General features: G+C 62.7%; 19 protein-coding genes and 1 tRNA gene. 13 read left to right on the top strand and 7 right to left on the bottom strand.

Features of this window, described 5'->3' with window-relative positions; genetic code table 11:
• Positions 1-21 precede the first annotated feature (21 nt).
• The 3 genes from INQ47_RS20320 to INQ47_RS20310 all read left to right on the top strand — a co-directional run bounded on the left by INQ47_RS20320 (position 22) and on the right by INQ47_RS20310 (position 2,058).
• Positions 22-975: a LysR family transcriptional regulator gene (locus tag INQ47_RS20320; protein ID WP_404702438.1), complete on the top strand. Its 954-nt coding sequence runs from the start codon at positions 22-24 to the stop codon at positions 973-975.
• A 58-nt stretch (positions 976-1,033) separates the two neighbouring features.
• Positions 1,034-1,489 (top strand): MarR family winged helix-turn-helix transcriptional regulator, encoded by a 456-nt coding sequence (locus tag INQ47_RS20315; protein ID WP_392487623.1) that lies wholly within the window; start codon positions 1,034-1,036, stop codon positions 1,487-1,489.
• Between the two features lie 140 nt (positions 1,490-1,629).
• On the top strand, positions 1,630-2,058 hold the full coding sequence (locus INQ47_RS20310) for an organic hydroperoxide resistance protein (protein WP_404702437.1): 429 nt from the start codon (positions 1,630-1,632) through the stop codon (positions 2,056-2,058).
• 224 nt (positions 2,059-2,282) lie between these two features.
• Here INQ47_RS20310 and efp read toward each other — a convergent pair whose 3' ends face one another.
• Positions 2,283-2,852 (bottom strand): elongation factor P, encoded by a 570-nt coding sequence (gene efp / locus INQ47_RS20305; protein ID WP_003252871.1) that lies wholly within the window; start codon positions 2,850-2,852, stop codon positions 2,283-2,285.
• A gap of 48 nt (positions 2,853-2,900) precedes the next feature.
• Positions 2,901-4,034 carry an elongation factor P maturation arginine rhamnosyltransferase EarP gene (gene earP / locus INQ47_RS20300; protein ID WP_404702436.1) on the bottom strand — a complete coding sequence of 378 codons (1,134 nt, stop codon included), beginning with the start codon at positions 4,032-4,034 and terminating at the stop codon, positions 2,901-2,903.
• A gap of 129 nt (positions 4,035-4,163) precedes the next feature.
• On the opposite strand from earP, the gene INQ47_RS20295 reads away from it, so the two are divergent.
• Together INQ47_RS20295 and INQ47_RS20290 are read left to right on the top strand one after the other, a co-directional pair.
• Complete coding sequence (locus INQ47_RS20295; RefSeq protein ID WP_404702435.1) at positions 4,164-4,562, top strand: hypothetical protein; 399 nt, start codon at positions 4,164-4,166, stop codon at positions 4,560-4,562.
• A gap of 2 nt (positions 4,563-4,564) precedes the next feature.
• On the top strand, positions 4,565-5,035 hold the full coding sequence (locus tag INQ47_RS20290) for a transcription elongation factor GreAB (protein ID WP_404702434.1): 471 nt from the start codon (positions 4,565-4,567) through the stop codon (positions 5,033-5,035).
• 97 nt (positions 5,036-5,132) lie between these two features.
• On the opposite strand, the gene INQ47_RS20285 is transcribed toward INQ47_RS20290, so the two are convergent.
• Complete coding sequence (locus INQ47_RS20285; RefSeq protein WP_084852256.1) at positions 5,133-6,071, bottom strand: LysR family transcriptional regulator; 939 nt, start codon at positions 6,069-6,071, stop codon at positions 5,133-5,135.
• A gap of 118 nt (positions 6,072-6,189) precedes the next feature.
• On the opposite strand from INQ47_RS20285, the gene INQ47_RS20280 reads away from it, so the two are divergent.
• A complete protein-coding gene (locus INQ47_RS20280; protein ID WP_021783104.1) occupies positions 6,190-6,939 on the top strand; it encodes a 3-oxoacyl-ACP reductase family protein in 750 nt (249 codons plus the stop codon).
• A 39-nt stretch (positions 6,940-6,978) separates the two neighbouring features.
• On the opposite strand, the gene INQ47_RS20275 is transcribed toward INQ47_RS20280, so the two are convergent.
• Positions 6,979-7,863 carry a LysR family transcriptional regulator gene (locus INQ47_RS20275; RefSeq protein WP_404702433.1) on the bottom strand — a complete coding sequence of 295 codons (885 nt, stop codon included), beginning with the start codon at positions 7,861-7,863 and terminating at the stop codon, positions 6,979-6,981.
• Positions 7,864-7,969: 106 nt separating this feature from the next.
• Here INQ47_RS20275 and INQ47_RS20270 point away from each other — a divergent pair, with 106 nt between their 5' ends.
• The 3 genes from INQ47_RS20270 to INQ47_RS20260 all read left to right on the top strand — a co-directional run bounded on the left by INQ47_RS20270 (position 7,970) and on the right by INQ47_RS20260 (position 12,127).
• Positions 7,970-9,157, top strand: coding sequence for an MFS transporter (locus INQ47_RS20270; RefSeq protein ID WP_084852258.1), 1,188 nt, complete (start codon positions 7,970-7,972; stop codon positions 9,155-9,157).
• A gap of 214 nt (positions 9,158-9,371) precedes the next feature.
• Positions 9,372-9,752: a hypothetical protein gene (locus INQ47_RS20265; RefSeq protein ID WP_012053335.1), complete on the top strand. Its 381-nt coding sequence runs from the start codon at positions 9,372-9,374 to the stop codon at positions 9,750-9,752.
• Between the two features lie 242 nt (positions 9,753-9,994).
• Positions 9,995-12,127: a TonB-dependent siderophore receptor gene (locus INQ47_RS20260; RefSeq protein WP_404702432.1), complete on the top strand. Its 2,133-nt coding sequence runs from the start codon at positions 9,995-9,997 to the stop codon at positions 12,125-12,127.
• A 139-nt stretch (positions 12,128-12,266) separates the two neighbouring features.
• On the opposite strand, the gene INQ47_RS20255 is transcribed toward INQ47_RS20260, so the two are convergent.
• Positions 12,267-12,356: transfer RNA gene (locus INQ47_RS20255), tRNA-Ser, on the bottom strand.
• Between the two features lie 198 nt (positions 12,357-12,554).
• Here INQ47_RS20255 and INQ47_RS20250 point away from each other — a divergent pair.
• From INQ47_RS20250 to INQ47_RS20240, 3 genes are all read left to right on the top strand, one after another.
• Complete coding sequence (locus INQ47_RS20250) at positions 12,555-13,244, top strand: crotonase/enoyl-CoA hydratase family protein (RefSeq protein ID WP_021783100.1); 690 nt, start codon at positions 12,555-12,557, stop codon at positions 13,242-13,244.
• Between the two features lie 199 nt (positions 13,245-13,443).
• Positions 13,444-14,157, top strand: coding sequence for a 1-acyl-sn-glycerol-3-phosphate acyltransferase (locus INQ47_RS20245; protein ID WP_021783099.1), 714 nt, complete (start codon positions 13,444-13,446; stop codon positions 14,155-14,157).
• 67 nt (positions 14,158-14,224) lie between these two features.
• Positions 14,225-15,196, top strand: coding sequence for a magnesium and cobalt transport protein CorA (locus INQ47_RS20240; RefSeq protein WP_084852262.1), 972 nt, complete (start codon positions 14,225-14,227; stop codon positions 15,194-15,196).
• A 101-nt stretch (positions 15,197-15,297) separates the two neighbouring features.
• Here the strand turns inward: INQ47_RS20240 and INQ47_RS20235 are convergent, their stop codons facing one another.
• Positions 15,298-16,032: an amidotransferase gene (locus INQ47_RS20235; RefSeq protein WP_084852264.1), complete on the bottom strand. Its 735-nt coding sequence runs from the start codon at positions 16,030-16,032 to the stop codon at positions 15,298-15,300.
• A 527-nt stretch (positions 16,033-16,559) separates the two neighbouring features.
• Between INQ47_RS20235 and INQ47_RS20230 the strand changes: the two genes are divergently transcribed.
• On the top strand, positions 16,560-17,360 hold the full coding sequence (locus tag INQ47_RS20230; RefSeq protein WP_404702431.1) for a c-type cytochrome: 801 nt from the start codon (positions 16,560-16,562) through the stop codon (positions 17,358-17,360).
• A gap of 246 nt (positions 17,361-17,606) precedes the next feature.
• Here the strand turns inward: INQ47_RS20230 and INQ47_RS20225 are convergent, their stop codons facing one another.
• Positions 17,607-17,939, bottom strand: a complete 333-nt coding sequence (locus INQ47_RS20225; RefSeq protein ID WP_003252824.1) for a ribonuclease E inhibitor RraB — start codon at positions 17,937-17,939, stop codon at positions 17,607-17,609.
• Positions 17,940-18,109 lie beyond the last annotated feature (170 nt).

The following is an 18,109-nucleotide window of genomic DNA, read 5'->3' as shown; positions in this document are numbered from 1 at the left end:
TTTCGCAAAAGCAAGGTAGCCATGAGCCCCGATACCCTGACCGACCAATTGAGCCTGTTCCTCGATGTGCTGGAAACCGGCAGCTTTTCTGCCGCCGCCCGTCGCCACCCGCTGACCCCGTCTGCGGTAGCACGGCGCATCGACAACCTGGAAAGCGCCGTCGGCAGCCGCCTGTTTACCCGCAGCACCCACGCGGTGCGGGCAACGCCTGCAGGCAACGCCTTTGCCGAGCGGGCCAGGCGCATCATCGAGGAGTTGCGCCTGGCCCGGGCTGAAGCGGTGTCATTGAGCAATGCCCCGGAAGGCCTGATCCGCATCGACGCACCTGCCGCGTTTGGCCGCCGCCACCTGGCCCCGGCCATTGCCGACTTCCTGGTGGCCTACCCGGGCCTGGACGTGCAACTGCGGTTGATCGACAGCTTCGTCGACCTGCATGGCAGCCACCTGGGCGAGGTCGACCTGGTGTTGCGCGCCGGCCCTTTGGCCGACACCCGTCTGGTCGCCACGCCGCTCGCCTACATGGTGCGCATCGCCTGCGCCAGCCCCGCCTACCTGGCCAGCCGCGGCATCCCCACCTGCCCCAGCGAACTGCCCGGGCATGACGGGCTGGACTGGGATGGCCTGGCGCCGCCGTTCGCCTGGCGCTTCAGTGTGGCCGGGCAAACCCGCCTGTATCGCCCCGCGCGCATGCGCATGGCCGCCAACAATGCCGAAACCCTGCTGTTCGGCGCCCTCGCCGGCCTGGGGATAGCCCACCTTCCCACCTGGCTGATCAGTGAATACCTGCTGCGCGGCGAGCTTATCCCGTTGTTCTGCGACGGCGGCTTGCCTGAAGCCGAGACCAGCGGCATTTACGCGCTACGCCTGGCACATGAAACGAACTCTCGCAGCCGTTTGCTGCTCGAATTCCTCAAGAGCCGATTCAGCCCGATACCACCCTGGGACCTGGCCTTGCGCAGTGAACTGCGCGATTAACTCGCGCACTGATTATCAGCGTGCCAGAATTTTCCATTGATCACTTTCAAGGACCTGCATGAACGCCGACACCCAAGCCTCCTGTGACGAGCTGCTGCTGGACAATCAGGTCTGTTTTGCCCTGCACTCCACCTCGTTGCTGATGACCAAGGTCTACAAGCCGCTGCTGCAGGCGCTGGGCCTGACCTACCCGCAATACCTTGCCATGCTGGTGCTCTGGGAGCGTGACGGCCTGACCGTGGGCGAAATCAGCCAGCACCTGCTGACCGACCCAGGCTCGCTGACCCCGCTGCTCAAACGCCTGGAAAGCGAAGGCCTGTTGCAGCGCAACCGCAGCCGCGAAGATGAACGGGTAGTCATGGTGCAACTGACCGACAAGGGCCGCGCCCTGCAACAGCAGGCCAAAGCGGTGCCGCAGTGCATTCTCAAGGCCAGCGGGCGCAGCCTGGAGCAGCTGCAGCAACTGCAAGCCGACCTGCTGAACCTGCGCGACAACCTGCAAAAAAACCTCTGAACGCTATGCTGTGAAATGGCCGTTCCGATGAACGGCGATGATTTATCTTGCGCACTAACTAATTGCGCGCTAATTTAAATCCCACACCAACCCCCGCCCTCCTGCAAACGGGAGTGCACAGCACATTAGCGAGGCTCAAGATGCAAAAGGTCACTCCGCTGTACATCGCAGAAGCAACCTCCACCGGTGGGCGCGACGGCAAATCCCGCTCCAGCGACGACAAGCTCGTCGTCAGCCTGAGCACCCCCAAGGAACTGGGCGGCGCGGGCGGTGACGGCACCAACCCCGAGCAGATGTTCGCCGCCGGTTACTCGGCCTGCTTCATCGGCGCCTTGAAGTTCGTGGCCGGGCAAGAGAAGAAAGCCCTGCCGGCAGATACCTCGATCACCGCCAAGGTGGGCATCGGCCAGATCCCGGGCGGTTTCGGCCTGGACATCGACCTGCACATCAGCCTGCCGGGCCTGGCCCAGGCCGAGGCCGAAGGGCTGGTGGAAAAGGCGCATCAGGTGTGCCCGTACTCCAATGCCACCCGCGGTAATGTGGATGTACGCCTGCACGTAACCGTCTAAGGCGCAAAGGCTTGCGCGATCCCCTATGGGAGCGGGTTTACCCGTGAAGAAAACACCGCGGTGGATGGCACGGGCTTCGCCCGTGTTCGCGGGCAAGCCCGCTCCCACACGGATCTGCGCCAGCTTTTAGAAATTGAGCACGACAGTTGCACCCACAAAAGCACGAGCACACAGGCATAAAAAAACCCGGCTTGCGCCGGGTTTTTTGCGTCTCGCAAGAAGCATTACTTCTTGGAACGGCCTTTGAAGCTGTTGTCGCGAGTGTCGATGTCGATCCACTCGTCGATCTGGATGAAGTCGGCAACCGAGATCTCGGTACCGTTCGCCAGCTTGGCAGGCTTCATGACTTTGCCGGAGGTGTCACCGCGAGCAGCGTTCTCGGTGTAGACAACTTTACGGCTGATGGTGGTCGGCAGTTCAACCGACACCAGACGGCCTTCGAAGAACACGGCTTCGCAGACGTCTTCCATGCCTTCTTCGATGTACGGCAGAACGGCTTCGATGTCTTCGGCGTTCAGCTCGTACATGGTGTAGTCGGTGGTGTCCATGAAGGTGTACTCGTCACCATTGATGAACGACAGGGTCGCTTCTTTGCGATCCAGGATCACGTCGTCCAGCTTGTCGTCCGCACCGTATACGGTTTCGGTCTTGTAGCCGGTCAGCAGGTTCTTCAGCTTGGTCTTCATGATCGCGCTGTTACGGCCCGACTTGGTGAACTCAGCTTTTTGAACCAGCCACGGGTCGTTGTCGATCCGCAGTACGGTACCGGGTTTCAGTTCTTTACCAGTTTTCATTACGAAGTATCCGAATCTGGATGGATTTATAAAAATCGAGGCCGCGTATCATAGCGAATTTCGGTAAAAGTGTACTAGCGCTTCGGCAAGGTCCGGCTGAGCGGCCTGTCGCGCCCCCCAAAGGCGGGCATGCTGCTGCAGTTCCGGCCAATGCTGGCGGGCCGCCCGCCAGGCCTGGCCCATGTCGAAATCCATGTTCCAGGCACGCCACAGGCCCAGCAGGGCTGCATCGGCATCGTCTGACAGGCCGCAGCGATAATGCGCGAGGAACGCTTCGAGTTTTTCCCAATGGGCATTCTCGTCCTGCACATAGATGTGCCACAGCATCGGCTGCCCCGCCCACTGCGCACGCACGAACGAGTCTTCGCCACGCACGGCATTGAAATCGCAGCTCCATAGCAGCCGGTCGAAGTCGTCCTGGCTGACGAAAGGCAGCACCTGAACGGTCAGCGCCCCACGGGTGCGCACATCACCCACATGCAGCGGCCCCTCGCCCAGCCACTGGCTGAGCCCCGCGACGATGCGCCCCTGCGGGACCAACAGGTGGCAGGCCTGGTCAGCCGCGGCCAAGGCATCAAGCCAGTTGCCCAGCTGTGGGTTTTCATAGGCGAACAGCGAGATCAGCAGCGCACCCGGCAAAGGGTCTACACCAAGCCCCTGCAAAAAGGCACGGCGCGCATCCGCCGACTGCTGGAACGCATCACGCCGGGCCAGCAGCGAACCCTCGCGCAGCAAACCGCCCGTTTTGTCGGTAAAGCCCGGGAAGAAAAAAACCTTGCGCAAACCGTTGGGCTGCGGCGAAGGCAACCCATGGCAACCCTCCACCCAGTCCTCGGCACTCAGGTACTCAAGGTTGAGCCAGAGCGGCGGCTGCGAACGGGCACGCATGGCCTCGACATACCCCGCCGGCAACTGGCAGGCGAACGCGCCGATCACCACATCGGCGGGGGCCACCGGCAACCACCCTGCCGGCCAGTGGCGCACATCCACACCGTGCTGCCACTGTTGCGCCGCCGTGGCATCGGCGCCAGGGCACATGGGCGTGAAAGCGTTGAGGTCATCCACCCACAGGCGCACCGCCAGGCCGTGCTCGGCCACCAACTGCCGGGCCAGGCGCCAGGTCACGCCGATATCGCCGTAGTTGTCGACGACGCTGCAGAAGATGTCCCAGGTGGCTTTCATGCGCCCCTCCCGTGCTGGTGCAAAAACCGCGAATTCTGCGCATTAATTGCCGCCGACAAAAGCACCTGCGCAGAAAAATGCCCAAGTGCATGCGACAATGCCCCCCTACCACGCTGCCAGGAGGCTGACATGCCGCGCCACCGTGAACTGAAGATCACCCTCAAGCCGTTGCCGTTGATCATGTGCGTTGCCTTGGGCTTGTGGCTGGGCGCCATGGCCATTGCCGTGAGCCTGTGGCTGGCCCAGCAGTTGTGGCCCCAGCAGGTGCAACCGCTGGCCCAGGTTGTAGCCCCCCACGCCTACCGTGCCGCTGCAACACCCGCGCCGACCACTGCCCAGGATGGCCAGGCCGAGATGTTCGAACGCTACAAGGACATCCTGCACAAACAGGAGCTGCAACAGGCCGCCGATGCCGCACAGGGCAACCCGCGCAACCTCAACAGCCCCAAGTGCCAGTTCTGGCTGCAGCAAAACCGTACCGCGCCCACCGAAAAAAGCCAGGCCAACGTGCTGGAGTTCTGTTACTGACCATGGACAAGCCCCACCTGCTGGCGCTGATTGTCGCCACCCTCGAGCATGACCTGGACGTGCTGACCCGCGCGGCGCAAACCGCCTACGAGGCCGCCACCGCCGAAGAGAACATTGCCGAGAACAAGTATGACACGCTGGGCCTGGAGGCCTCGTACCTGGCCACCGGCCAGGCCCGCCGCAGTGCCGAGATCCGCCAGGCGCTGGTGATCTACCAGCAGTTGCTGCTGCGTGACTACGACCCGGCGCGCGGCGTGCAGGTAAGCAACCTGGTGACCCTGGAAGATGAAGAGGGCGGGCAGCGCCGGCTGTTTCTGGGGCCTGAGGCAGCGGGGTTGAAGATTGGCGAAGGCAGCGGGTTGGTGACGGTGATTACCCCGCGTTCGCCGCTGGGGCAGCTGTTGCTGGGCAAGCGGGTGGATGACGAGGTGAGCTTGGGGGCGCAGGTATCGTTCATTGTCGATGTTGTCTGAACCGGCCGCTCCCACAAGGATCCCACTGTCTTCAAGGCTGTGATATCCCTGTGGGAGCGGGCGGGCCCGCGAAAGGGCCGGCACAGGCAATAATTCTCTAAAGGGCCTGCAAGGCATCGAACCGCCCCGCCAGCCCCTGCTCGGCAAACTGCTCCACCACAAAATCGACGAACGCCCGGGTCTTGCCCGGCAACAGCTTGTGCTCGGCGAAATACAGGCTGATATGCCCATCGTCCACATACCAGTCCGGCAACACCCGCAGCAGCCGCCCGGCCAGCAAGTAGGGCACGGCAAACGGCAGGCTCACCAGGGCAATGCCCAGCCCCTGCTCGGCCACCGCGCATGCCGCGTCCGAATCGCTCATGGTCATCGCCTGGCGCAATTGCAGCGGCTGCTGCACCTGCCAACGGCTGGTCAACGGCCACGAGCGCACCCGCCCGGTCTGCGGTGACCGGACCAGGATGCCGTCATGGCGTTGCAGCACCTGCGGGTCTTCTATCGGCGCGTGCCGCTGCAGATAGGCTGGCGCCGCCACCAATACCCGGTGCGCCGGGGTCAGCTTGCGCGCCACCACCCCCGGTGGCAGTTCAAAACCACCACCAATCGCTGCATCGAAGCCCTGGCCGATCAGGTCGACCTGGCGGTTGTCGAAATGCCAATCCGGGGTAATCGCCGGGTAGCGGCGCAAGAATTCCCCCAGCAACGGCAGCACATACAAACGCCCGAATACCGTGCCCATGCTCACCCGTAACGACCCGGCTGGCTGGCCTTCGGCACTGGCCAGGTTGGCCACGGCGTACTGAATGGTGCGAAAGCTGTCACTGACCTCGCCGAGAAAACGCTGCCCCGCTTCGGTCAAAGTCAGCTTGCGGGTACTACGCTGGAACAACCGCACACCCAGGCGCGCTTCCAGTTGCGCAACGTGCTTGCCCACGGCGGCCGGGGTAAGGCTCAGGCGCCTGGCGGCTTCGGCAAAACTGCCGACCTCGGCACTGCGGATAAAGCATTCCAACGCGCTGAACGATTCCATGGCCATGATTAGCAACCAAAGGTTTACTCTGCTGATAGTGATTACCATCTTATCAGTAGGCAATCGAGCGCCGATACTGTGCCCATCCAAGGCATTTCGGCCTGGCTTCCAGCAGGAGAACAGCATGTCCAAGCAACTTACACTCGAAGGCAAAGTGGCCCTGGTTCAGGGCGGTTCCCGAGGCATTGGCGCAGCCATCGTGCGGCGCCTGGCCCGCGAAGGCGCGCAAGTGGCCTTCACCTATGTCAGCTCTGCCGGCCCGGCTGAAGAACTGGCTCGGGAAATTACCGAGAACGGCGGAAAAGCCTTGGCCCTGCGGGCTGACAGCGCTGATGCGGCAGCCGTGCAACTGGCGGTGGATGACACCGTGAAGGCCTTCGGCCGGCTGGATATCCTGGTCAACAACGCCGGTGTGCTGGCAGTGGCCCCGGTGACCGAGTTCGACCTGGCCGACTTCGATCACATGCTGGCCGTAAACGTACGCAGCGTATTTGTCGCCAGCCAGGCCGCGGCACGCTACATGGGCCAAGGGGGTCGTATCATCAACATTGGCAGCACCAACGCCGAGCGCATGCCGTTTGCCGGCGGTGCACCGTACGCCATGAGCAAGTCGGCACTGGTTGGCCTGACCCGCGGCATGGCACGCGACCTCGGGCCGCAGGGCATTACCGTGAACAACGTGCAGCCCGGGCCGGTGGACACCGACATGAACCCGGCCAGTGGCGAGTTCGCCGAGAGCCTGATTCCGCTGATGGCCATTGGGCGGTATGGCGAACCAGAGGAGATTGCCAGCTTCGTGGCTTACCTGGCAGGGCCTGAAGCCGGGTATATCACCGGGGCCAGCCTGACGGTGGACGGTGGGTTTGCAGCCTGATTGAAGGGTTGCCTGTGCCGCGACAGCGCCGGCACAGGCTTAGCCTTTCTTGGCCCTCAGGCACTGTTCCATTACGTCCAGAAAAGCCCGGGCAGCCGGTGTGGGGCTGGACGACCACACCGCATACAAGTGCCGCACCGGCGCATCCACCAGCCGCGCTATTGCCACCCCTTCGATGCCCTGAGCTACCCGCTCAGGCACCAGGCCGACGGCCATGCCCCGCTGCACAAATTTCTCCACCAGGCGAACATGCCCGATCTCGAACTGCACCCTGCGCTGCAACCCCACCGCCTGAAACGCCTCGTCGGTTTGTCGTCGCGCCCCGGTGCCTTCGGGGAAATCCACCAACACTTCGCCTGCCAGGTCAGCCAGCGCCAGCTGTGCCCTGCCCGCCAGGCGGTGCGCCAACGGCAACACAGCCACCAGTTCTTCCCTCGCCAGCAACCGATGCTGCACCCCCTGCACCTCCTCGCCCTGCCACAGCCCGATAAAGCCCACGTCCAGGCGCCGCTCGAGCACATCAGCGATCAGCGATTCGCTCTTGGCCGTGAGCCAGCGCACATCCACATCCGGATAACGACCGTGGAATACCGCCAACAGGTCGACCAGGTCCAGCGCGGTGAGCGAACTGATTTCACCAATCGCCAGCCGCCCGCGCACCTGGCCGCAGGCCGCCGCAACGTCATCGGCAATGCGCCGGGCCGCCTCCACCGCTGGCCGTGCACTGAGCACAAAAGCTTCCCCCGCAGGTGTCAGGCGCACCCGTCGCGAACTACGCTCGAACAGGCTCACCCCCAGCTGCGCCTCCAGCCGCGCCACCTGATGGCTAAGGGCCGACTGCACCACATGGCAGCGCTCCGCCGCACGGGTAAAACTGCCGGTGTCGGCCACGGCAAGGGCATATTCGAGCTGCTTGAGGTTCATCGATCTATCTGCTTTCAAGATGAATAGGTTGAAAACTATACATTGGTGTCATGCCAGACACTTGCTGATAATCATCACCACACACGACTGCCCCCACGAGAATTGCATGCACACCCCCACTCTCAGCCGCGCCCTGATCCTGCTGATGGCTACCGCCACAGGCCTGGCCGTGGCCAGCAACTACTACGCCCAACCGCTGTTGCACAGCATCGCCCAGCAATTTGGCTTGAGCACCGCCAGTGCCGGCAGCATCGTGATTGCCGCGCAACTCAGCTATGGCGCCGGCCTGTTGCTGCTGGCACCGCTGGGCGACCTGTTCGAGCAGCGCCGGCTGATTACCGTGATGACCGTTGTCTCCACCCTGGGCCTGGTCATCAGCGCCTGTGCACCCAGCCTGCCCTGGCTGCTGCTCGGCACGGCGCTGACCGGGCTGTTCTCGGTGGTGGCACAGATCCTCGTGCCGATGGCAGCGACCCTGAGCGAGCCGCATCAGCGTGGGCGCGCGATCGGCACGCTGATGAGCGGCCTGCTGCTGGGCATCCTGCTGGCGCGTACTGCTGCCGGCTTCATGGCCGAGCTGGGTGGCTGGCGCAGTATCTACGTGCTGGCCGCCGTGCTGATGGCACTGACCGCGCTGGCGCTATACCGCAGCCTGCCGCAGCACCACAGCCACGCCGGGCTGAAATACCCTGCACTGATCGGCTCCGTGTTCCGCCTGTTCATCGAAGAACCCGTGCTGCGCCTGCGCTCGCTGCTCGGTCTGTTGGCATTCAGCCTGTTCGCCCTGTTCTGGACACCCCTGGCGTTTCTGCTGGCGAAAGGCCCCTACCACTATTCGGATGCAGTGATCGGCCTGTTCGGCCTGGCCGGTGCGGCGGGTGCGTTGTCGGCCAACTGGGCCGGGCGCCTGGCGGACCGTGGCAAGGGGTCGCTGGGCACCACCGTGGGCCTGGTGGTATTGCTGCTGTCGTGGGTGCCGCTGGGGTTTGCCGAACAGTCGCTGCTCGCCTTGCTGCTGGGCGTGCTGATGCTCGACCTGGCGGTACAGCTGGTGCATGTGAGCAACCAGAACGCGGTGATCGCCCTGAGGCCCGAGGCACGTACGCGGCTGAATGCCGGTTATATCACCTGCTACTTCATTGGCGGGGCGCTTGGGTCGTTGCTGGGCACACAGCTGTTCCAGCGCCAGGGCTGGATGGGGATTGTGGTGGCCGGGCTGGTGATTGGCGGGCTGGGATTGCTGGTGTGGGGCCTGGCCGAGCGTAAGCGCAAGAACACCTTGCAGGTGGCCTGATAAATGACCACTGGATTCTTCGCGGGCACGCCCGCTCCCACAGGTGCCTCACAAACCTCAGGGCAGTGATACACCTGCGGGCGTGCCCGCGAAGAGGCCATTAGCCACGGCGACAAAGTACCGCACTACCCTCCGTCGCAATGCCGTTGACTTGCCTGCCGGGGCAGCGCTCAGTAAGCGCTGGAAAATGCCCTTTCCCTGACAGGATGACTTTATGACAAGACTCACGGTGCAATCCGGCGATTTCTTGCAAGGTGAAGGCGAGTATCGCAATGGATCGCTCACACTCAAGACCGCGCGCAGCCCCTCACCCGGTGAACGGATTTCCCTGGCACGCATCAGCGACTTGCGGCTGGCCAGCCTGGAAACCAACCGCAGCCTGGGCAGCGCCTTGGGCTGGGGCGTGGCCGGCGCCCTTGTGGCAGGGCCAGTGGGGCTGCTGGCCGGGCTGTGGCTGGGTGGCAAGGAAGAAGAAGCGACCTTCCTGGCCACCTTCAAGGATGGACGCAAGCTGATGGCCATTACCGATGGCAAGACCTGGTCGAAGATCGATGACAACTGGCGGCAGCACAAGCGGCCGATCAGGACAGGCTGATTATCACGGGGCCCTGATCGTTTTATGGGGAAGGCGGCTGGTAAGATGCCGCCTTTTTCATGGCCTGTGCCGGCCTCTTCGCGGGTAAACCCGCTCCTACAGGGATATCACCACCTGGGGTATCGCCACCCGGTGCATCACCAATCGGTGTTTCACCACCCGGTGTATCGCCAACCGGTGTAGGAGCGGGTTTACCCGCGAAAGGGCCGGCACAGGTATCGCGCATCCAGGAGCCCCATCGCATGCCCCCGCATCACCCCCGCCTGCCCCTGAGCCTGCTCAGCCTGGGCCTGGCCCTGCAGTGCCCGTCTGTGCTTGCCGAAGACAGCGTGGTGCTTGCCCCCTTGCAGGTCTCCGACACCTTCGCCAGTGATGGCTACCAGGCACGCCAGGCGGCTGTGGGCGGTTTCCAGCCCGCGCCGCTGCTCGACACCCCCGCCTCTGTCAGCGTATTCAGCCAGCAACTGCTGGAAGACCGCCAGGTACGCACGCTCAGCGAAGTGTTGCAAAGCGATGCGTCAGTCGGCGAAAGCTATGCGCCCATCGGCTACTACGAAAACTTCAATGTGCGCGGCTTCGAGCTGAACGCCGCCAGTAGCTATCGCATCAATGGCCAGACCATTGCCGGGGAGCAGAACGTAGCCCTGGAGAACAAGCAGCAGGTGGAACTGCTCAAGGGTCTGTCCGGGCTGCAGAGTGGCGTGTCGGAGCCGGGCGGCCTGGTCAACTATGTGACCAAGCGCGCCGAAGACATACGCAGTGTCACGGTGTCGACCAACGAACAGGGCGAACGCTATCTGGCCACCGACCTTGGCGGCTGGTTCGGCAGCGAAAAGCAGTTCGGCCTGCGCGCCAACCTGGCCCATGAAGACATCCGCGCCTACGTCGACCACGCTGACGGCAAGCGCGACTTCGCCTCGCTGGCGTTCGACTGGCAGATCAGCCCGGATGCCACCCTGCAGCTGGATGCCGAGTACCAGCACCGCGAACAGGCGTCGGTGCCGGGTTACCAGCTGCTCGGAGGCACTGAAGTGCCCCACGGCATCGACCCGGAAGACCGCCTGGCCTACCAGCATTGGGCAAAGCCTGTGCAGAACGACTCGCTGAACCTGGGCGGGCGCTTCGAATACCGCTTCAACGATACCTGGACCGGCACCTTGAGCGCCTCCCGCAGCAAAGTGGTGATCGACGACTACAGCGCGTTCGCCTGGGGTTCGAGCGAGGGGGCGTTTTTCGGCAGCAATGGTGACTACGACATCTATGACTTTCGCAGCCCCGACGATACCCGTCGTACCGACGAAGCACAGGCCATGCTCAATGGGCACTTCGATGCCTTGGGCGTGGGGCATGAGCTGACCGTGGGTACCAGTGCGCAACGGCGTACACTGGATCAGCGCCCGTACTACAACGAGTGGCTTGGTACCGGCAACATCAACACCGGCGCCCCTGCATTCGCCCCGTCCGACAAACCCGTAGGCGCCAGCGAACGTCGACTGGACAGCCGCCAGTACGGCTTGTTCATCAGCGACCGCATCAGCTTCAACGAGCAATGGCAGACCGTGCTGGGCGCCCGTGAAGTGCGCCTGGATGAAAAGACCTGGGACGAGAACGGCGTTGCCGGGCGCCACACACGTCAATACGAGCTGCTGCCCAACGCTGCGCTTATCTACAAGCCGCAGCCGAACACCACGGTATACGCCAGCTACGCCAAAGGCCTGTCCGCCGGAGGCACGGCCCCTTGGTTCGCCAGCAATGCAGCTGAAATCCTTGCGCCCACCACCTCCCGCCAACTGGAACTGGGCCTCAAGCACGACTGGCAAGGCCTGAGCCTGAGCGCCGCACTGTTCCAGATCCGCCAGGCTTACCAGTACGCGCGCCCGGACGGCACCGGCAACTTCACCTACGTGCAGCAAGGCCAGCAGAAAAATACCGGCCTGGAACTGGGCGCCAGCGGCTGGGTGACCCCGAAGCTGCAGGTACAGGCCAGTGCGGCAGCCATCCGGGCACGGGTGCAGAACAGCGGTACCGAAGCCTATGAAGGGCACCAGGCGATCAACGTGCCTAAATTCCGGGCGGCGCTGCATGCGGAATATACCCTGCCGGTTCCGGGGCTGGCGCTGCTGGGAGGGGCGCGGTACAGCGCCAGCAAGTATGCGAGCCAGGCGGGCAATGTGGAGGTTGGCGGGTACACCGTGTTCGATCTGGGTAGCCGTTACCGTACGCGGGTCGGCGGGTATGACACGGTGCTGCGGCTGACGGTGGATAATGTGTTCGACAAGCGTTACTGGCGCGATGTGGGGGATTACCTGGGGGACAACTACCTGTTCCAGGGGGCACCGCGTACCGCTCGGCTGTCGGCTTCGATCAGCTTCTAGATTGCCGGGGCCGCCCCCACAGGAAATCGGGTACGCCTGTGGGAGCGGCCTTGTGTCGCGATGGGCTGCGCAGCAGCCCCAATGGCCCTGAAAACAAAAAGCCCCCGTGCTTTTCAGCGCGGGGGCTCTTCGTAGAATGTGGCGGTGAAGAAGGGATTTGAACCCTTGATACGATTTCTCGTATACACACTTTCCAGGCGTGCTCCTTCGACCACTCGGACACTTCACCGTTTCTCTTCAAGCCTTGCGGCCCGTCGAGGTGCGCTAATTTAGTGAAAGACTTTCCCTTTGGCAAGCATTTTTTTCAATTTTTTCATGTATTTGCACTTGGGCTGCCGTGAGCGCTGACCGACCGGTCAGCCTTGCTGCTTTACCTCGCCCCTGACGCTGGGTAACGTCGTCGCCACGCCAACAAAAGGACTCTGCCATGAGCGAGCTGATTACCTACCACGCCGAAGACGGCATCGCCACCCTTACCCTGAACAACGGCAAGGTCAATGCCATCTCGCCGGACGTCATCACTGCCTTCAATGCAGCGCTGGACCGCGCTACCGAAGCGCGTGCCGTGGTGATCATTACCGGGCAGCCGGGCATTCTGTCGGGCGGTTACGACCTCAAGGTGATGACCAGCGGCCCCAAAGAGGCCATCAGCCTGGTCACCGCCGGTTCCACCCTCGCCCGCCGGCTGCTGTCGCACCCGTTCCCGGTGGTGGTCGCCTGCCCCGGCAATGCCGTGGCCAAGGGCGCTTTCCTGCTGCTGTCGGCCGACTACCGCATTGGTGTCGAAGGGCCGTACAAGGTATGCCTGAACGAAGTGCAAATCGGCATGACCATGCACCACGCCGGTATTGAACTGGCCCGCGACCGCCTGCGACGCTCGGCCTTCCACCGCTCGGTGATCAACGCCGAAGTGTTTGACCCGCAGGGTGCAGTGGATGCCGGCTTCCTCGACAAGGTCGTGCCGGCCGAGCAGTTGCAGGAAGCGGCAATGACCGCGGCGCGGGAGCTGAAGAAGCTGAACATGCTGGCGCACAAGAACACCAAACTGAAAGTGCGCAAAGGGCTGCTGGAGGCACTGGACAAGGCGATCGAGCTGGACCAACAGCATATGGGCTAGCCGCACGGCCCCTTTCGCGGGCAAGCCCGCGCCTGCACATCCGCCCTCTACGCGGGGAAATCCGCAATTCAACGGGCATACGCAACCTGTGCAGGAGCGGGCTTGCCCGCGAAAGGGCCGGAACAGGCCTGCACCAAGGTTTGCCCCAACCAGTGCACACCCGTACACTGCCCGGCGACTGTCTGGTGTGAGTCGTACCATGCTTTATTCATTGCGCATGTTCCTGCTGGGGCTGCATTTTCTTGCCGTTGGCGTCGTGGGCCTGATCATTGGTCTGTGCCGCCCCTTCAACCCTGACAACAGCCGCGTTTTCGCCCGGCTCTACAGCTTGCCGGCCACTTGGCTGATGCGCATCAAGGTCAAGGCTGAAGTCGGCCCATTGTGGGACCACCCGCCCGGCTGTGTGATCGTGGCCAACCACCAGTCCAACTTCGACCTGTTCGTGCTGGGCCAAGTGGTGCCACAACGCACCGTCGCCATCGGCAAGAAGAGCCTGGGCTGGATCCCGCTGTTCGGCCAACTGTTCTGGCTGGGCGGCAACGTGCTGGTCGATCGCAAGAATGCCTACCAGGCGCGCAAGGCCATACAGAAGACCACCCGGGTTCTGCAGGACGACACCTCGATCTGGATTTTCCCCGAAGGCACCCGCAATGCCGGCGAGCATTTGCTGGCGTTCAAGAAAGGCGCATTTCACATGGCCATCGAGGCCGGTGTGCCGATCGTGCCGGTCTGCGTCAGCCGCTATGCCAGGCGCCTGAGCCTGAACAGCTGGCGCCAGCGCACGGTGATTGTGCGCTCGCTGCCGCCCATTGCCACGACGGGCATGACGCCGCAGGATCTGCCAGCGCTGATCGAGCAGTGCCGGGGGCAAATGCAGCAGTGCATTGACCGCATGGAAAAAGAACTGGCCTGATCCGGGTTGCTCTGGCGCCGGGTACAGCCCAAGCTGTATCCGTGTTCAACCGAATAAGCGGACAACCATGGGTCGAGTCGTGGCATCGGCGGTGTACAGCGCCGGCAGAAAGGTCACCAACATCAGCATCGACGAAGGCAGCGAGTGGGCGCGCAAGCCGGGGCATTTCGTGTGGATCGGCCTGGAAGAGCCCAATGCCGAGGAACTGGCCAACCTGCAGTCCCAGTTCAACCTGCACGAACTGGCCATCGAAGATGCCCTGGAGAAACACAGCCGGCCCAAGCTGGAAACCTTCGGTGACGCGTTGTTCATCGTCACCTACTCGCCCGTGCGCCACGAAGGCAAGCTGGAATTCATCGAAACCCATATCTTCGCGGGCAACGGCTACATCATCACCTGCCGCAACGGCCACTCCAAATCCTACGCCATGGTCCGCCAGCGCTGCGAGGCTCGGCCCCTGCTGCTGGAACATGGCGAAGACTTCGTGCTGTACGCCCTGCTCGACTTCGTCACCGAGAACTACCAGCCGGTCAGCGAGGCCATTCATGGCGAGATCGAAGAGCTGGAGGAAAGCGTACTGGGCGGCTCGCTGCAAGAAGACGACATCCGCCGCCTGCACAGCCTGCGCCGCGACATCCTGCGCCTGCGCCGCTACGTGGCGCCCATGGTTGAAGTGAGCGAAGAACTGCAGCGCCTGAGCTTCCCGTTCATCGACAAGAACATGCGTCCGTATTTTCGTGATGTGCAGATTCACGTGACACGGCAGATGGAAGACTTGGCCGGGATCCGTGACATTGCCAGCCAGACCATCGAGATCGGCATGCTGCTGGAGTCGTCACGGCAAAGCATCGTGCAGCGCAAATTCGCGGCCTGGGCGGCGATTCTGGCGTTCCCTACGGCGATTGCCGGGGTGTACGGCATGAACTTCCAGAACATGCCAGAGCTGAGCTGGCACTACGGCTACTTCGCGGTACTGGGGGTGATTGCGACGGGGTGTGCCGGGTTGTATGCCAGCTTCAAGAAATCGGGTTGGCTTTGATGGCCTCTTCGCGGGCGCGCCCGCTCCCACAGGTTGCGCACAATGCTGGAAGTTGTGCATCACCTGTGGTGGCGGGCGTGCCCGCGAAGGGTTGTCACCGATTACGCGGCGCTGTCGCTGGCCTTTGATGGCTGCTGGATAAACCGCAACATCCACTCCCCTACCAGATCGCCCTGGTGCTCGGTGGCCAGGCTGGCTATGGCCTTGTGGTACACCTCGTCACCCAAGTATTCCTGGCGCGCATCGAGCAGTGCGCGGGAGTAGTCGTGCACGAACTCCGGGTGGCCCTGGAAGCACAGCACCTGGTCGCGAATGTGGTACGCCGCATTCGGGCAGAAATCGCTGGAGGCGATCACCGTGGCGCCTTCCGGCAGTTCGGTCACCTGGTCCTGGTGACTGATCAGCAAGGTCAGCTCCGACACCTCCGGGTCCATCCACGGCGCATGCGCCGCCAACGAGTAGCGGTGGATACCCACGCCCCAGCCTTGCTCGGCCCGCTCGGCCTTGCCACCCAGGGTCAAGGCCAGCAACTGGTGGCCAAAACACACGCCCAGCAGCTTCTCACCGCGCTCGTACAGTTTGAGCAGGTAGGCCTTGAGGGTCTGGATCCACGGATCGGTACCGAACGAATCGGCCTTGCTGCCCGTCACAAGATAGGCATCGAACTTTTCACTGTCGGCGGGATAGTCGCCGTGCATCACGTTGTACACACAAAATTCGGCGGCAATCGGCTGACGCGAGAAGAGCTGCTCGAACATCCTGCCGTAGCCCTGGTATTGCGCCGTCAACTCCGGTCGCAGGACATCGGTTTCAAGGATGCAGATGCGTAACGACATAGGGGTAGTCCTGAACGACATGGGTGGGAATCTGCTGTAGAGACTGCCGCGAAAGGCACGTACAAGCAAGTAGGCTGCGCTGACGAACGGTCACATTTCGTCGGTGCGTGCGTGGCACTTGCGCCAGTGTCTAGATAGAGCATGCCAGCTGGCTGGCACTTGGCCTCATAGCCAAAAGAAATGTTTTTACCAAGCATTTAGAACAAAGGGTTCTCAAGCATGGATAACGCACACCCTACTGTTGGATGTATATCCACTTTCAAGAGGCAAGCAGTCAGGCGCCACGCAGCGCCACTGTGATCGACCCGAAACGCGACAAGGAAGCCAACGGGTATTCAGGAATAACAACAAGAAGGCGGTCCGCCATGTTCAGACAATCGAAAATTCGCCAAGCTGGGCTCATTCTATTCGCCACCACATTGCTATTGATCTTGCCGAACCTTACACGTTTGTTTGGCTGACGGCGGCGGTGGCGCCAAGGGGCAACGCACAGGTAACCTGCTGGCCTTGATGGTCGGAGATTGCCTATGCGCCACTGCCTTGCCTTGCTAGCGTTGCTCCTGAGCCTGCCATTGTCGGCGGCGCAACTGCACCTTGAACTGGGGGCTACACCGCGCCAGTGGAGCAGCGCCGAACTGCTTGGCCATCCTGAGGCCCAGGATATCAGCATCGAACAGGACGTTTCCTACAAACGCCCCGTGCGCTATCGGGCGGTGCCGCTGGCCACGCTGCTGGAAGGTGTGAGCGCGAGCGATCACCTGCAGGCCGTGGCGCTGGATGGCTTTGCCGCCGAAATGCCCGCTGCGGCATTGCTGCAGCCAGGGCCGGCGCGGGCCTGGTTGGCCGTGGAAGACCCAGGCAAACCGTGGCCGCCACTGGGTCAAGGCAAGCCAAGTGCCGGGCCGTTCTACCTGGTGTGGACTGCACCGCAGGCCAGCGGCATCCGCCCTGAACAGTGGCCCTTCCAGATCGCCACCCTTCGCAAGCTGGCCCCGGTGGACCAGCGGTTTCCCGCACTGCTGCCCGACCCGAAGCTGCCGGCCGACAGCCCGGTGCGCCAGGGCTTTGCCCTGTTCCAGCAGAACTGCCTGGTGTGCCACCGGTTGAACGGTGCGGGAGATGGGCAGGTGGGGCCGGACTTGAATGTGCCGCATAACCCGACCGAGTATTTTCAGCCGGTTTATTTGCGCAAGTTGATACGCGACCCGCAGAGCCTGCGGCAGTGGCCGCAGGCGAAGATGCCGGGGTTTGCCGAAAGCGTGTTGAGTGAGCAAGAACTGGATGCACTGCTGGCGTATTTGGGGCACATGGCAGCACGTAAGCCTTGAGGGCCACTTCGCGGGTGAACCCGGCCCTACAAGGTGATGGACACACACCGGGGGTTGAACACAGACCGTCGTAGGAGCGGGTTTACCCGCGAAAGGGCCGGTCCTGCTGGCCAATACCCCTGGCCATTCATCGTTGCCGCCGCCACCGTATTCGCGGGTGAACCCGGTCCTACAACGACAGGTGGTCTCCACCATCCATCAATGTGTAGGCGCGGGTTAACCCGCGAAGGGGCCAACACAAAACTGTCAGGCCGTGAGCCGTTCGTGCTTGACGCCCCACCCTTCCACCTCACCCCCATACGGTGTCACCAACTGCTCGAAGGCCTCTTCAAAGTCGCCAATCCCGCCATGGGTGGCGTACATGACCTTGCTCAGTTCCAGGTGCCAGGCACCGTCGCCCAGCTCCTTCACCTGGGCATTGAGCGATTCCCCGCGAAACTGCCCGGCTGCACGACGGGCCCCTGCTTCGTCCGGGAATACGGCATAGAACTCGATGGGGTGGATTTGGGTGAAGTCGAAACCGCCTGCTTTCATCTGGCGCAGGACGTTGCTGCTGATATCGTCGTTCTGGCTGCTCATGAATCGTCCTCCTGAATAAAGCAATGGATAGACTTTCCGTGCACTACGCACCTGCCGGCAACGGCCGGGCAGTTCGAGCTGATGCAAGACGCGAATTATTGAGGCGGCGCCAACCCACAGAACAGGCAGGCCCTCCACCAGCGTAGCGCCTGCCAAGGCACCACGCAAAC

This window comes from Pseudomonas sp. 3HC3, from assembly GCF_044904505.1.
GTDB lineage: Bacteria > Pseudomonadota > Gammaproteobacteria > Pseudomonadales > Pseudomonadaceae > Aquipseudomonas > Aquipseudomonas putida_Y.
Note: the sequence above shows the minus strand (reverse complement) of the source record. Positions and strands in the feature narration are given on the sequence as shown.

What these genes read in the sequence shown, in the direction of transcription:
- INQ47_RS20315 (WP_392487623.1), top strand. Translation starts at nt 1,034, where the DNA reads ATGAACGCCGACACCCAAGCCTCCTGTGACGAGCTGCTGCTGGACAAT.
- INQ47_RS20235 (WP_084852264.1), bottom strand. Translation starts at nt 16,032, where the DNA reads ATGTCGTTACGCATCTGCATCCTTGAAACCGATGTCCTGCGACCGGAG.
- INQ47_RS20275 (WP_404702433.1), bottom strand. Translation starts at nt 7,863, where the DNA reads ATGAACCTCAAGCAGCTCGAATATGCCCTTGCCGTGGCCGACACCGGC.
- INQ47_RS20290 (WP_404702434.1), top strand. Translation starts at nt 4,565, where the DNA reads ATGGACAAGCCCCACCTGCTGGCGCTGATTGTCGCCACCCTCGAGCAT.
- INQ47_RS20260 (WP_404702432.1), top strand. Translation starts at nt 9,995, where the DNA reads ATGCCCCCGCATCACCCCCGCCTGCCCCTGAGCCTGCTCAGCCTGGGC.
- efp (WP_003252871.1), bottom strand. Translation starts at nt 2,852, where the DNA reads ATGAAAACTGGTAAAGAACTGAAACCCGGTACCGTACTGCGGATCGAC.
- INQ47_RS20310 (WP_404702437.1), top strand. Translation starts at nt 1,630, where the DNA reads ATGCAAAAGGTCACTCCGCTGTACATCGCAGAAGCAACCTCCACCGGT.
- INQ47_RS20265 (WP_012053335.1), top strand. Translation starts at nt 9,372, where the DNA reads ATGACAAGACTCACGGTGCAATCCGGCGATTTCTTGCAAGGTGAAGGC.
- earP (WP_404702436.1), bottom strand. Translation starts at nt 4,034, where the DNA reads ATGAAAGCCACCTGGGACATCTTCTGCAGCGTCGTCGACAACTACGGC.
- INQ47_RS20270 (WP_084852258.1), top strand. Translation starts at nt 7,970, where the DNA reads ATGCACACCCCCACTCTCAGCCGCGCCCTGATCCTGCTGATGGCTACC.
- INQ47_RS20250 (WP_021783100.1), top strand. Translation starts at nt 12,555, where the DNA reads ATGAGCGAGCTGATTACCTACCACGCCGAAGACGGCATCGCCACCCTT.
- INQ47_RS20285 (WP_084852256.1), bottom strand. Translation starts at nt 6,071, where the DNA reads ATGGCCATGGAATCGTTCAGCGCGTTGGAATGCTTTATCCGCAGTGCC.
- INQ47_RS20245 (WP_021783099.1), top strand. Translation starts at nt 13,444, where the DNA reads ATGCTTTATTCATTGCGCATGTTCCTGCTGGGGCTGCATTTTCTTGCC.
- INQ47_RS20320 (WP_404702438.1), top strand. Translation starts at nt 22, where the DNA reads ATGAGCCCCGATACCCTGACCGACCAATTGAGCCTGTTCCTCGATGTG.
- INQ47_RS20230 (WP_404702431.1), top strand. Translation starts at nt 16,560, where the DNA reads ATGCGCCACTGCCTTGCCTTGCTAGCGTTGCTCCTGAGCCTGCCATTG.
- INQ47_RS20240 (WP_084852262.1), top strand. Translation starts at nt 14,225, where the DNA reads ATGGGTCGAGTCGTGGCATCGGCGGTGTACAGCGCCGGCAGAAAGGTC.
- INQ47_RS20295 (WP_404702435.1), top strand. Translation starts at nt 4,164, where the DNA reads ATGCCGCGCCACCGTGAACTGAAGATCACCCTCAAGCCGTTGCCGTTG.
- INQ47_RS20225 (WP_003252824.1), bottom strand. Translation starts at nt 17,939, where the DNA reads ATGAGCAGCCAGAACGACGATATCAGCAGCAACGTCCTGCGCCAGATG.
- INQ47_RS20280 (WP_021783104.1), top strand. Translation starts at nt 6,190, where the DNA reads ATGTCCAAGCAACTTACACTCGAAGGCAAAGTGGCCCTGGTTCAGGGC.